The sequence below is a fragment of the Mycetocola sp. CAN_C7 genome (genome assembly GCF_015752285.1).
Lineage (GTDB): Bacteria > Actinomycetota > Actinomycetes > Actinomycetales > Microbacteriaceae > Mycetocola_A.
In genome coordinates this window covers 323,027-336,322 of sequence record NZ_JADOUY010000005.1, presented here as the reverse complement: position 1 = coordinate 336,322, position 13,296 = coordinate 323,027, and the positions used below count along the sequence as shown (strand labels likewise).

The 13,296-nt window shown below is 66.0% G+C and carries 12 protein-coding genes; 3 read left to right on the top strand and 9 right to left on the bottom strand.

What is annotated here, in order from left to right; genetic code table 11:
- Positions 1–522: 522 nt before the first annotated feature.
- From IWX78_RS13350 to IWX78_RS13335, 4 genes are all read right to left on the bottom strand, one after another.
- Positions 523–912 (bottom strand): tautomerase family protein, encoded by a 390-nt coding sequence (locus IWX78_RS13350; RefSeq protein WP_196834022.1) that lies wholly within the window; start codon positions 910–912, stop codon positions 523–525.
- 265 nt (positions 913–1,177) lie between these two features.
- Positions 1,178–2,332 carry a flavodoxin-dependent (E)-4-hydroxy-3-methylbut-2-enyl-diphosphate synthase gene (gene ispG / locus IWX78_RS13345; protein WP_196834021.1) on the bottom strand — a complete coding sequence of 385 codons (1,155 nt, stop codon included), beginning with the start codon at positions 2,330–2,332 and terminating at the stop codon, positions 1,178–1,180.
- Positions 2,333–2,416: 84 nt separating this feature from the next.
- The gene (locus IWX78_RS13340; protein WP_196834020.1) at positions 2,417–3,052 is read right to left on the bottom strand and encodes a CoA transferase subunit B; all 636 of its coding nucleotides are present in this window, start codon (positions 3,050–3,052) and stop codon (positions 2,417–2,419) included.
- Position 3,053: 1 nt separating this feature from the next.
- Positions 3,054–3,827, bottom strand: coding sequence for a CoA transferase subunit A (locus IWX78_RS13335; RefSeq protein ID WP_196834019.1), 774 nt, complete (start codon positions 3,825–3,827; stop codon positions 3,054–3,056).
- 216 nt (positions 3,828–4,043) lie between these two features.
- Between IWX78_RS13335 and IWX78_RS13330 the strand changes: the two genes are divergently transcribed.
- Positions 4,044–5,228 carry an acetyl-CoA C-acetyltransferase gene (locus tag IWX78_RS13330; protein WP_196834018.1) on the top strand — a complete coding sequence of 395 codons (1,185 nt, stop codon included), beginning with the start codon at positions 4,044–4,046 and terminating at the stop codon, positions 5,226–5,228.
- Positions 5,229–5,246: 18 nt separating this feature from the next.
- On the opposite strand, the gene IWX78_RS13325 is transcribed toward IWX78_RS13330, so the two are convergent.
- Positions 5,247–6,911, bottom strand: coding sequence for an HNH endonuclease signature motif containing protein (locus tag IWX78_RS13325; RefSeq protein WP_196834017.1), 1,665 nt, complete (start codon positions 6,909–6,911; stop codon positions 5,247–5,249).
- A gap of 87 nt (positions 6,912–6,998) precedes the next feature.
- A complete protein-coding gene (locus IWX78_RS13320; RefSeq protein ID WP_196834016.1) occupies positions 6,999–9,041 on the bottom strand; it encodes a prolyl oligopeptidase family serine peptidase in 2,043 nt (680 codons plus the stop codon).
- A gap of 63 nt (positions 9,042–9,104) precedes the next feature.
- Here IWX78_RS13320 and IWX78_RS13315 point away from each other — a divergent pair, with 63 nt between their 5' ends.
- Both IWX78_RS13315 and IWX78_RS13310 read left to right on the top strand, forming a co-directional pair.
- On the top strand, positions 9,105–10,487 hold the full coding sequence (locus IWX78_RS13315; protein WP_442929253.1) for a pyridoxal phosphate-dependent decarboxylase family protein: 1,383 nt from the start codon (positions 9,105–9,107) through the stop codon (positions 10,485–10,487).
- A 139-nt stretch (positions 10,488–10,626) separates the two neighbouring features.
- Entirely contained in the window at positions 10,627–10,899 is a 273-nt protein-coding gene (locus IWX78_RS13310) for a DUF2277 domain-containing protein (RefSeq protein WP_196834015.1), read from the top strand.
- A 51-nt stretch (positions 10,900–10,950) separates the two neighbouring features.
- Here the strand turns inward: IWX78_RS13310 and IWX78_RS13305 are convergent, their stop codons facing one another.
- The 3 genes from IWX78_RS13305 to IWX78_RS13295 all read right to left on the bottom strand — a co-directional run bounded on the left by IWX78_RS13305 (position 10,951) and on the right by IWX78_RS13295 (position 13,229).
- Positions 10,951–11,253: an SHOCT domain-containing protein gene (locus IWX78_RS13305; RefSeq protein ID WP_196834014.1), complete on the bottom strand. Its 303-nt coding sequence runs from the start codon at positions 11,251–11,253 to the stop codon at positions 10,951–10,953.
- Positions 11,254–11,370: 117 nt separating this feature from the next.
- Positions 11,371–12,036, bottom strand: coding sequence for a response regulator (locus tag IWX78_RS13300; RefSeq protein WP_196834013.1), 666 nt, complete (start codon positions 12,034–12,036; stop codon positions 11,371–11,373).
- Complete coding sequence (locus IWX78_RS13295; RefSeq protein ID WP_196834012.1) at positions 12,033–13,229, bottom strand: sensor histidine kinase; 1,197 nt, start codon at positions 13,227–13,229, stop codon at positions 12,033–12,035. The genes IWX78_RS13300 and IWX78_RS13295 overlap by 4 nt, the downstream gene beginning before the upstream one ends.
- Positions 13,230–13,296: the final 67 nt, after the last annotated feature.

Here is a 13,296-nt window from a genome sequence, read left to right as displayed (position 1 = left end):
CGAGGCGGTGATCCTCCCAGAACTCGCCGCCGCATAAGCTAGAAGCACTGACCCGCACGGTGTCGAGAAATTCCACCACTCAGCGGGACGTCACCCTCGATCGACCTACTCGCGCGCTCACTGGAACCTGGCGATGCGGCGATCCCGCGCGCAACGGCTCTGTACTCGCTCCCTCTCGGCGAGCCGCACCGTCGCCGGCTTCTTGGGCTGGACCCCCCGCCAACTCGGCAGGATGCGATGACTCATGCTGGTCAAGCCATCGCCTTGCTTTCACTCTGAAGGCGGATGAAATCCGGACTCCCAACGCCCCAAGGACTGATTGACTAGCGCGACCGGAAACGATCGTTTCTGATCTGGTGCTCGCGGCGATAGTCGGCGGCCTTTTCGCAACGCTCATGTCATCGCTGATGCCCGAATCCCGATCGTTACCGGACACCGACTAGAGGAACCCTCAACGGGGCGGCTGCCTTCGAAGGTTCAACATTCCTCGAAGAATCCTTCTCCGGGATACGTTGGTGCCCGTCAGACCTCTACCTTGTAGCCAAGGGTGAGGTCAGTAGCATTGATTCCTCTAATGCCCCAGTTCACCTTGGGGGTCTCTGTGATCGTGATCTCTAGACTGTGCGGAGCGATTCCGGCTTCTACCTCGACGCGATGGAATAACTCTGCGATTAGCGCCCGTTTGGCGTCGTCGGATCGACCCTCGAATATGGAGATCTCGATAATCGTATAGTCCGCGCCACGATCCTCGGGATGGACGAAGTCATCATCGTCAAGCGCGATAAAGCGTTGGAAGCATTTGTCTGCCGGGTACTCGAGGGCGACCATGATCGCGCCATGAATTGCCTCCCTCAGGGCCGCCCGCCGACGACCAAGCGCCCCTCGATGCCCGTAAACGACGACTTGTGCCATGTGAGCACAATACCTGAAGCGAGGTCGAAGCCGACCGCAAGCCGGACGTCCAACGGCGCATGCAGGCGAGTATTGACACTTGTGCAGATTACTTCTGAAAGTGACAGCCACGAATGCGCATTTGGCCAGCCCTTTTCTCGTATGACCCGTCCGCAGGAGATTCGCGCAGAGGTACCTTCACCGCGCCACGGTCAGCGGCACGAGCACGTAACGGAGTCACCCCGCCGGGGCGGAGATCAGCCGCCACAAGCAGAGTAAGACGAAATCAGCTGATGCTGACGACCGGGGCCCCCACTGAGGTATCACTCGCCGGCATCTCGGCGGCCAGGCGGTTGGCCTCTTCGATCAGCGTGGCGACAATCTCCGACTCGGGCACCGTCTTGATGACCTCACCCTTGACGAAGATCTGACCCTTGCCGTTGCCGCTGGCGACACCGAGGTCGGCCTCGCGGGCCTCCCCTGGGCCGTTAACGACGCATCCCATGACGGCGACACGAAGCGGAACGGTCATGCCCTCGAGGCCATCCGTCACATCGTTGGCGAGCTTGTACACGTCGACTTGCGCCCGACCGCAGCTGGGGCAGGAGACGATCTCGAGCTTGCGCTCACGCAGGTTGAGCGACTGGAGGATCTGCAGGCCGACCTTGACCTCTTCGGCAGGCGGGGCGCTCAGCGAGACGCGAATCGTGTCGCCGATGCCCTCAGACAGCAGGATGCCGAACGCCGTCGCGCTCTTGATCGTTCCCTGGAACGACGGACCGGCCTCGGTGACACCGAGGTGCAGCGGCCAGTCGCCCCGCTCTGCGAGCATCCGGTACGCCTTCACCATGACGATCGGATCGTTGTGTTTCACCGAAATCTTGAAGTCGTGAAAGTCGTGCTCCTCGAACAGGCTCGCTTCCCAGACCGCACTCTCGACGAGCGCCTCTGGCGTCGCCTTGCCGTATTTCTGCAGCAGACGGGGGTCGAGTGAACCGGCATTCACGCCGATGCGGATCGAGACATCAGCGGCCTTGGCCCGACGCGCGATCTCCGCGATCTGGTCATCGAACTTGCGGATGTTTCCCGGGTTCACCCGCACGGCGGCGCAACCGGCGTCGATCGCCGCGTACACGTAGTTCGGCTGGAAGTGGATGTCGGCGATCACCGGGATCTGGCTCTTCTTCGCGATGATCGGAAGCGCCTCGGCGTCGTCGCGGCTGGGAACAGCCACCCGCACGATGTCACAGCCGGATGCCGTCAACTCGGCGATCTGCTGCAGGGTCGCGTTGATGTTCGGGGTCGGCGTCGTCGTCATCGACTGCACACTGACCTGCGCATCACCGCCGACGAGGACCTTGCCGACCTTGATCTGACGGGACTTGCGGCGGGGGGCGAGGACTTCGGGGACCTTGGGCATTCCCAAATTAACTGCTGGCACGTTGCCATCCTACGCCGGGGCTTCTGAGCGCCCGCCGCACGCCAGCTGGGTGTCCGGCCTCCCCCGCCGCCGCGGTCCCGGGACTCAGACGACCACCCGCAGGGGCGCCTCGGTCGCCTCGACGACCTCCTCGACCGTGACCCCGGGTGCGAGCTCGACCAGGACCAACCCATCCGGTGTGACATCGATAACCGCCAGGTCGGTGATGATCCGGTCGACGACTCCCCTGCCGGTGAGCGGCAGGGAACAGTCGTTCACGATCTTGGCCGAACCGTCCCTGGCGACGTGCTCCATCAGCACGATCACCCGACCGGCACCATGCACGAGGTCCATCGCACCGCCCGGACCCTTCACCACCTTGCCGGGGATCATCCAGTTCGCGAGGTCGCCGGTCGCAGACACCTGCATGGCGCCAAGAATGGCCGCGTCGATCTTGCCGCCGCGGATCATCGCGAAGCTCAACGCCGAGTCGAAGAACGCTGTGCCAGGAAGCGTGGTGACCGTCTCCTTGCCGGCGTTGATGAGGTCGGGATCGACGGCATCCTCTGTGGGATACGGACCGACACCGAGGATGCCGTTCTCCGACTGCAGGGTGACGGTGATGTCGTCAGGCACGTAGTTGGGCACAAGGGTCGGTAGGCCGATACCGAGGTTCACGTATGCGCCGTCGGTCAGTTCGAGGGCTGCGCGGGCCGCCATCTCGTTACGGGTGAGAGCCATGTCAGGCACCTTCCGTCGTGCGAACGGTTCGTCGTTCGATGCGTTTCTCGATGTCGGGCCCCACGAGAAGGACGCGATGCACGAACACTCCGGGGAGATGGACGGCATCCGGGTCGATCTCCCCCGGTTCGACGAGCTCCTCCACCTGCGCGATGCACACCCGGCCGGCCATCGCCGCGAGGGGCGAGAAGTTTCTCGCGGATTTGTCGAAGACGAGGTTGCCGTGTCGGTCACCGCGTTTCGCGTGCACGAGAGCGAAGTCGGTGGCGATGGCCTCCTCGAGCACGAACGCCTTCTCATTCCCGCGAACGGAGAAATTCCGCACGTCTTTCGGAGGCGAGGCGATGGCAACGCCGCCCGATCCGTCGTATCGCCGCGGCAATCCTCCCTCGGCGACCTGGGTTCCGACGCCGGTCTGCGTGAAGAACGCGGCGATCCCCGCCCCTCCTGCACGAAGCTTCTCAGCGAGCGTGCCCTGCGGGGTGAGTTCCACTTCGAGCTCCCCCGACAAGAACTGCCGTTCGAACTCCTTGTTCTCCCCCACATATGACGACGTCATCTTGCGGATGCGCCGGTGAGCCAACAGCACGCCGAGACCCCAGTCGTCGACACCGCAGTTGTTGCTGACGATCGAGAGGTCGTCGCTGCCCTTCTCGAGCAGAGCCTGAATGAGGATCATCGGGTTGCCGCAGAGGCCGAACCCGCCGACGGCGATCGACGATCCACTGGTGACGTCTGCCACCGCTTCGGCCGCACTCGCCACAGTCTTATCCATCGTCACCGTTGCACCTCCATCGCTGCTGGGCTGCCACGTGCCTGTCGCGCTTGTGGCGCGAGTGCAGTGGCGTCGCGGCACCGGTGCCGCGACGGTTTCCAACCTAGCGGGTGATCGGGATGCCGCGACGCGCGCGCTGCGGACGGCGTATTCCGTGGCAAGCTGAGAGGAGGTCATCCGTGCGCCCGGGCGCACCCGACGAAGGAGTCGAAAAGAATGAATCCCCACGATGTTGTCATCCTGGCCGGAGCTCGCACCCCACAAGGGCGCCTCCTCGGCCAGCTGGCGCGGTTCAGCGCCGTCGAGCTCGGAGCCGTCGCCCTGCGTGCCGCCCTGGAACGCGCGGGGGTCGACGCCGCTGACGTCGACGCCGTGATCTTCGGCCAGGTTCTGCAGGCCGGAGCCGGGCAGAACCCGGCGCGTCAGACCGCCCGGGCAGCGGGGATCGGCTGGAATGTTCCGGCGGTCACCGTCAACAAAGTGTGCCTGTCAGGCATCCAGGCCGTCACCGACGCGGCGCGCCTCATCCGGCTCGGCGAAGCATCCGTCGTCGTCGCTGGAGGCCAGGAGTCGATGACGAACGCCCCTCATGTGTTGCCGTCGTCACGGGCAGGCCACAAATATGGCGACGTCACCCTGCTCGACACCGCCGCGTTCGACGGACTGACCGACGCTTTCGACGGCGATTCGATGGGGCTCTCGACCGAACGCCACAACCGGCCACTCAACATCAGCAGAAGCGAACAGGATGCCGTCGCGCTCGGGTCGCACCAGCGGGCGGCGGCAGCGCAGTCGGCCGGGGTGTTCGATGAGGAGATCACGCCGGTCTCCGTTCCGTCGCGTCGGGGAGAACCAACCGTCGTGTCGAGCGACGAAGGGGTGCGAGGCGAGTCCACCCTCGATTCGCTCGGTGCCCTGCGCCCGGCCTTCGACCCCGACGGCACCATCACCGCAGGCAACTCCTCGCCCCTGAGCGACGGAGCATGTGCCGTCGTGCTCGCGCGGCGGTCCTGGGCTGAGGAGCACGGTCTGAGCTGGCTCGCGGTGGTCGGAGCGTCTGGCTCCGTCGCCGGGCCGGACAATTCGCTGCACTCGCAGCCGTCGCGCGCCATCGCCGCCGCCCTCGAGAAGGAGGGCTGGGCGGCATCCGATCTCGACCTCGTCGAGATCAATGAGGCGTTCGCCGCGGTCAGCGTGCAGTCGATGCGGGATCTCGGACTCGACAACGACCGGGTGAACATCCACGGCGGCGCGATCGCCCTCGGCCACCCGATCGGAGCGTCAGGTGCGCGTCTCGTGCTGCACGCCGCGCTCGAATTGTCTCGCCGAGGCTCGGGGAAGGCTGCGGCCGCGCTCTGCGGTGGTGGCGGCCAGGGCGATGCCTTGCTCCTGTCGCTGTAGCGTCTGAGGGTGAGCTCGTCAGAACGGCGGGATGGCTGGGTTGATCGGATCCCCGCCGGAGTGTGGAGCATTCTCGGGTCGCCGCGCTTTCGTCGGAGGCACCGGTCCACGGACAGGGTTCTCCGGATGGGTGACATACTCCCGCCCCTGGGGCGATCTCCACATCAGGACGCCGTCGCCGAGCTGGTGCACTTGCCAGTCTATTTCGTGTTTCATCTTGTGGTGTTTCGGGCAGAGGTGGGCAAGGTTGTCGACATCGGTGCCGCCGCCGGAGCCGAATGGGTCGGTGTGGTCGATGTCGCACGACACCGCGCGACGATGGCAGCCCGGAAATCGGCAATATCCGTCCCGGTAGCGAAGGAAGCGTTTCATCGAGTTCGACGGTTTGTATTTCGTCTGCCCCAGCGATAACGCCACCCCGGTCTCGGGGTGCGTAAGGATCCGGCTGAACTCCGAAGCCTGCGCCGTCAGATCACGAGCCGTCTCGGGATCGATCGGACCGTAGCCGTCCAAGGTGCCCGGTTCGTCACTCTTGCCGAGGAGGGTCAGCACGGGAACCGTGACCATGACCGTCGGCACGATCTTGCGGAATTCCTGGACCGGGTCGTAACCGGGGCCGACGACCGAAACTCGGTGAAGGCGAAACGCTGCACCCGTTTTCTGGCCAGTCGCCGGCCTTGCTGCCGTCGCCACCTCCTGTGCCGACTCACATGAAGCATCGATCGGCGGCTCCTCGAGGTCGTATTGCGAGGTGCCGAGCCCGGTGCCGAAGATGCGGGTGCCGGTCACGTCGGGCGACGAGAACTCACCAATGAAAGACTCGATCATCGCCCCGACGACCACGTCAGCATCCAACTGGGACAGCGTCCGTGGTTCGACCGGGGACTGCAACCGCATCGACTGTGCCCGGATGGTCGAGAACATCGCCTCGACGCGAGGTGCCGTTGTGAACAGATTCAACCACGCCATCCCGTCGGCAGCCGGGACCATCTCCACCCGCCGGTCGCTCACCGACTTGGCGCACCGGTCGACAGCGGATTCCGGTTGCAGGCGTTCCCGCAGCATCCGGGTCTTCTGCCTGAACCGTGCGGCCGTCATCGTCGTGGCAAACGGGAGGGCTTTCTCCTCGAGCTCCGCCGCCGCTTCGTCGGTCAACGTCGAGACCTGATCGACCAGCTGCTGCGCATGCCGGAAGCTGATCGTCGCGTCTCTCAACGCTGCCATGGTGAGCGGAAGACGGTGCATCAGGGTGGAGCTGTCGTCGACCAGAGCAGTCGCGGTACGTTCCGGAATGCGCAACATGCAGGCCAGCTCTGCGATGAACGAGCGGAGCGCGAGATCGTTGCGCTGCTGCATCGTTCGAGGCCGCTCCGTCGCCACGACGCCCTCACCGCTGGTGACGGCGAGGGAACGGGCGTGGTCGATCAGTTCGACCTTCCACGCTGCCTGGAGCGCCTCCAGCTTTTCGACTTCGGCGACGGCATCGACGAGAGCGCTGCAGGTATCAGCGACCATCGCGTACAGCGTCGACGGAGGGAGGAATTCGTCGCCCACCGGATCGGGCGAACCCACGGAGGCGGCATCAGCGGAGGCGGCATCAGCGGACGTGACATCCGCGCGGATATCAGGAGGATCAGAATTTCTGTCGACGGGCGGCCCGACGACGGTGTCGTTGCTTTCCATACGTGAAGTCAACACCCTACCTCCGACATTGGTACTAATGTCGGAGGCCCTGGCTGCTCTCTACCCTCGTAGGTCTATCCGACTATCTCAGGCCAGTCGTTCGGCCAGGAACCGGTACGCGAGGGCCGACATCCTCGCGGCCTGCGCGTTGGTCGCCGCTCCCCCGTGGCCACCCTCGATGTTCTCGAAATACGTCACATCCGCACCGATCTCGAGAAGCTTCGCTGCCATCTTGCGAGCATGCCCGGGATGCACCCGGTCATCCCTCGTCGACGTCGTCAGCAGGACCGGCGGGTACGTCGTACCGTCGGAGACGAGGTGGTACGGCGAGAATCGCTGGAGAAACTCCCACTCGGCCGGGTCGTCGGGGTCGCCGTACTCCGCCATCCACGACGCACCCGCGAGCAACTGCGAGTAACGCCGCATGTCGAGCAACGGCACCTGGATCACAACGGCACCGAACAGCTCCGGGTACGACACGAGCATGTTTCCGGTGAGCAGACCGCCGTTCGACCCGCCCTGCACCCCCAAATGTCTGGACGACGTGACGCCCCGGGCGATGAGATCGCGGGCGACAGCGGCGAAGTCCTCATACGCACGACCCCTGTTTTTCTTCAGCGCGGCCTGGTGCCAGGTCGGACCGTACTCTCCTCCTCCGCGGATGTTCGCGACGGCATACGCCCCGCCCTGCTCGAGCCATGCACGACCCAGCGTTCCGGAGTAGCCGGGTGTGAGCGAAATTTCGAATCCTCCGTACCCGTAGAGCAGTGTCGGCGTTGAGCCGTCGACGACCCCATCGGCCTTGCGGACAAGGAAGTACGGCACTCGCGTGCCGTCTGCCGACCGCGCGAACTGCTGCTCGATGCTCAGACCGGAATTGTCGAAGAAGGCCGGCTGGGACTTCAGCTCCGTCGGAACCGCCTCCACCTCGCCGACTGTCACGATCGACAGCGTCGTCGGTGTGAGATAGTCCGTCGAGATCACCCAGACCAGGTCGCTCTCATCAGGGTCGACCGCTGAGACCTGCACGGTGGCGAACTCGGGAGCGCCAGGGAAATCGCTCGACTGCCAGCCGGCATCCGTCGGGGTGAGTACCCGGATGCGACTCTTCACGTCTTCGAGAACGGTGAGCACGAGGTGATGACGGGTCCAGGTCGCGCCGGCGAGCGACGTGGTCGGCGTCGGTTCGAAGACCACGGTGAGATCGCGCTGGCCAGACAGGAAGTCGTCGAAGTCGGTGACGAGAAGCGTGCCTGCCCGGTACGTCGTTTCGGCGGGAGTCCAGTCGTCGCGCAGTTCGATGAGCAACCACGACCGCGAGAAACCGATCTCGGCAGAATCGGGGACCTCGATGCGCGCCGGCTCGCCGTCGACCACGACGAACACCTCAGACGTGTAGAACGTGGTGGCCCGCCAGAAGAAATCGCGGATGAACCCGGGCGTGTGACTGCGGAACGCACTGACAGAGACATCCGACACCTCGCCTTCGAACACGACCTCAGCCGACTCGATCGGTGTCCCCCGACGCCAGCGCCGCGCCACCCTTGGATACCCGGATGCCGTCAGCGAGTTCTCGCCAAGCTTGGACGACAGGTAGACGGTGTCGTCGTCGATCCAACCGAGGCCGCCCTTGGCCTCCGGGCGGAAGAATCCGCCGTCTTCCGGCGCGACGAACCGGAACGTTTCGAGGTCGAACTCTCGCGTGACATCCGCGTCTGAACCGCCGTGCGAGAGATCGATCAGGGCGCGGCGGTAGGCGGGTTTGAGCACGCTGACCCCGTGCCAGACCCAGTCCTCACCCTCGGCGAGGTTGAGAGCATCGATGTCGAGCACCGTCTCCCACTCGGGCTCCGCCGAGCGGTACTGCTTGAGACTGGTGCGACGCCAGACACCCCGTTCGTGTTCGGGATCGGTCCAGAAGTTGTAGTAGAACTCGCCGAGCTTCTGCACGAAAGGCAGTTTCGCATCGGAGTCGAGGACCCCGAGGATTGCCTCCTCGGTGCGGGCGAAGGCATCGGTCGAACCGAGACTGCCCAGTGTTTCAGCGTTCCTCGCCCGAACCCAGGTGAGAGCGGCCTCGGAGTCGATGTCTTCCAGCCAGAGGTACGGGTCGTGCGCATCGACGGTCATGCTCCCAGCCTATGAGTCTCAGGGGGCTGTCGTTTTGCCCGGCGCGGGTCTAGCCTGTGGCTCGTGGCAGCGGAATCCGGCGATTATCGCCCCGCCCTTGATCGGGCATTCGCCCACTCGATGGAGTGGCTGGCGTCTCTTCCCACGCGCCCGATCGCACCCCGATCGACCGCGGACGAGGTGGGAGCGCACACGAGCGGTCCGCTGCAGGACGGACCGGCGAGCGCCGTCGATGTGATCGATGAGCTTGCCGCCCTGGCCGAACCGGGGCTGATGGGCATACCCTCCGGCCGGTTCTACGGCTGGGTGATGGGCGGGACCCTCCCAGCGGCGCTCGCAGCCGACTGGATGGTGAGTGCCTGGGACCAGAACACCGGTATCAGGTACGCGACTCCGGCGACCGCCGCGATCGAGGAGGCTGCGGGGCGGTGGCTCCTCGACCTGCTCGGTCTGCCCTCTGGTTCCGGTGTGGGATTCACGACGGGAGCGACAGTAGCGAACTTCGTCGGGCTCGCCGCGGGCCGGGCGAGCGTGCTCGCCGACGTCGGCTGGGACCTCAACGCGGACGGACTGGCAGGGGCTCCGCGGATCACCGTCCTGGTCGGAGAGGAGCGGCACACATCGGTCGACCTCGCCCTGCGCTACCTCGGTCTCGGCTCCCCCACCGCGGTCGCATCGGACGACCAGGGCAGGCTTCGGCCCGACGCGCTCGAAGCTGCCATCGCCCAGGTGAACGGCCCGGTGATCGTGTGTCTCCAGGCAGGCAACCTGCACTCGGGTGCATTCGATCCGATGCGCGAGTCGATCGAGCTGGCGCACGGGCACGGCGCGTGGGTGCACGTCGACGGAGCATTCGGACTCTGGGCAGCCGTGAGCCCGCGATACGCGGCTCACCTCGACGGCCTCGCACTCGCTGATTCGTGGGCGACCGACGCCCACAAGACACTGAACGTGCCATACGACTGCGGCCTCGCGATTGTTGCGAAGCCTCATCTGCTGCGGTCGGCGTTCGGCGCACACACCGACTACCTCATCCACGACGAGGCCGTCGGCGATCCGTTCGAGCGAGTGCCGGAGATGTCACGGCGGGCGCGTGGCGTCCCGGCGTGGGCTGCGTTGAGATCGCTCGGGCGCTCGGGCGCCATCGCACTCGTCGAGCGTCTCGCGGCGACCGCCCGCGATCTCGCCGATGGGCTCTCGGCGCTTCCCGGCGTCGAGGTGCTCAATGACGTGGTGTTCACCCAGGTCTGCCTGGCCTTCGGCTCCGACGAGCGCACACGACGGGTCACCCAGGCGCTCATCGCCGACGGCACGGTGTGGATGTCTGGGTCGCGGTGGCAGGGCCGCGACATCCTGAGGATCTCGGTCAGCAACTGGTCGACGGATGCCGCAGACGTCGCCACGTCGATCGATGCGGTTCGGCGGGCGATGGATCAGGCCGGTTGAGCGGGGTCGCGTTCACTCAACAGGACAATCTGAGGCAGACGCACGCTCTACAGGAGAATTCATGCGTTTCACGAGGGCAGTTCCTGTTGAGCGATACGGGACCCTTCCGAATCGCTCCCCCGGCGGTTAACCTGAGGCCATGTGCCGGAACATTCATACCCTTCACAATTTTGAGCCCGCCGCGACCGACGATGAGGTTCACGCCGCCGCCCTGCAGTTCGTGCGCAAAGTGAGCGGCTCGACGAAACCGTCCAAGGCCAACGAGCAGGCCTTCGACCAGGCGGTCGCCGAGATCGCCCACATCACGCGACACCTGCTCGCGGACCTGGTGACGACCGCCCCACCGAAGAACCGAGATCTCGAGGCGGAGAAAGCCCGCGCCCGCTCCGTGGCCCGGTTCGCCCGCGCCTAGCCCGACGGCCGCAGTCGCTGCCACGAAGCACGCGCGGACTGAACCCGCGGGCTAACGCGGCCCGGGGTTGTTCGCACGAATCACTCCGAGGCGCGCCCGGTATTCCGTCTCGTCGATGTCGCCCTGGGCGAAGCGTTCGGCGAGCGTCGCTTCGGCACTCCGCCCAGGAGCGTGCGCCATCGCCCACGGCGGCGCAGACCGACGCCACCGCCGCCCGAAGATGGCGAAGATCGTGGCGATCAGCAGGATCCAGAAGACCGGGATGAGAAAGAACCACCATCCGAATCCGTGCCCGGGGCCCGGGTGCATGGTGAGGCCGGCAACCACGGCCGGTGAGGAGAGTGTGCTGAGCATGGAGTCGTCCCTTTCGTTCGCGGCACGTTGGTGAGCCGTCGACCCCAGCCTCGCCGTCGCCAGCCGGAAGCGAATCTGCCCGACGGACGAATCGGCACTACTCCTGACGGACGACGGTCAGTCCGTGAAGCCGGGCGAAACGAGTCCGCTCTCGTACGCCAGAACCACAAGCTGCACCCGGTCGCGAGCACCGAGTTTGGCGAGGATGCGCGAGACGTGCGTCTTCGCGGTGAGCGGGCTGAGAAAGAGTCGCGCGCCGATCTCGTCGTTCGACAGGCCCTCGGCGACGAGAACCATCACCTCGCGTTCACGATCGGTCAGCACCTCGATCAGCCGAGACGGCACACTCGCATGCAACCGTCCGGCGATGCGCTCCAGCAGGCGCCTGGTCACGCTGGGTGAGAGCAGGGCGTCCCCCGCCGCCGCGATTCTCACCGACCGGATCAGCTCGACCGGCTCGGTGTCTTTCACGAGAAAACCGCTCGCCCCGGCGGCGATGGCCTGCCCGACGTACTCGTCGAGTTCGAAGGTGGTGACGACGACGATGCGCGTGCCGACCAGCGTGGCATCCGCCGTGATCTGCTCGGTCGCCCACAGCCCGTCACCGTCTGGCATCCGGATGTCCATGAGCACGACGTCCGGGCGAAGGTCACGGACGCGAGCGACCGCGTCGACTCCGGTGGATGCCTCCCCGACCACATCGATGTCTGGCTCGGCATCGAGAAGGGCGCGAAAACCCGCGCGGATGAGCTGCTGGTCATCGGCGACCACGACCCTGATCATGTCGTCACCGGGAAGGTCGCCGTGACAACGAACCCACCGTCCTTGCCGTTGGCGGCGATCAGCGTGCCGCCGAGCAGTTCGGCGCGCTCCCCCATGCCGAGAATGCCGCTGCCGGCCGGATTCGCAGAGGGCTCGGTCCGACCCCGCCCGTCATCGCTGATGGTCAGGCGGATGCTTCCCGCCTCGTCGTCGAGACGGACGTCGGCCGAGCGGGCATGTGCGTGCCTGAGCACATTCGTGAGGCTTTCCTGGACGATGCGGTACAGCGCGAGCTGTACCCCGGCCGTCGGCGGGGTATGGATGCTCGAGGTGTACCCGATCTCGAGTCCCTGCGCGCGCACGGACCCGAGAAGACCGGGAATCCGGGAGAGATCGGGTTGCGGGGCGAGCGCGGCCGCGTCGGCGGCATCCGCGCGCAGGAAGGCGAGGACGCCGCGCACCTCGTCGAGAGCCGTCTTGCTCGCCGACTTGATGTTGACGAGCGACTCGCGAGCGCGCTCGGGTTGCGAATCCATCAGGTGGAGCCCGACCCCAGCCTGCACATTGATCTGTGACAGCGAGTGGGCGAGCACGTCGTGGAGTTCGCGGGCGATCCGCATCCTCTCCGCTTGTTCGACCGTCAGGCGCCGTTCGGTCGCCGTGCGCCGAGCCTCCCTGAAGCGTTCGCGACGTTGCCTCACGCGTTCGGCCAGTGCGAGGAGCAGCGCGATCCCGGCGGTCGCCAGGGCAATCCTGACCGGGTGCCAGTCGATGTCGAGCAGCGACCCGATGGTGATGGCGGCGACCCAGCCGACGGCGACGGACGCGTAGACCCAGACCCGGGCTCCGCGCACGATGCCGAGCGCGACCGCGAAGGCGAAGGCCAGATACGGCGGCCCGAACAGAGGCGCAAGAAGCAGATCGGCAACGGCCGCCACAGTGACGACGGATGCCACGGGGCCGGGGAACCGGCGCGCCGCGATCAACGCGAGGGGGCCGGCTGCAGCAGCGGCGACAGCGGCGGTCGCGACGGCCGGGGTCTCGGCCGGTGCGAACCGCCACAGGATCACGAGAGTTGCCGGCACCTGGACGAGGAACGAGAGCACGACCGGCAGCCAGAGCCTCACAGCAGGCGGGAGTCCTTGGAACGGCGGCCGGCCACCCCACCGCGCGGAGGGATCACCACTGTCGCGGTCGACCTCGGCGGGTTGCATCCCCTCAGCGTACCGACGACGCGGAGCCGCGGCATCCGCCCTGTGGCTTCCGCGCGTACTCCGCGCG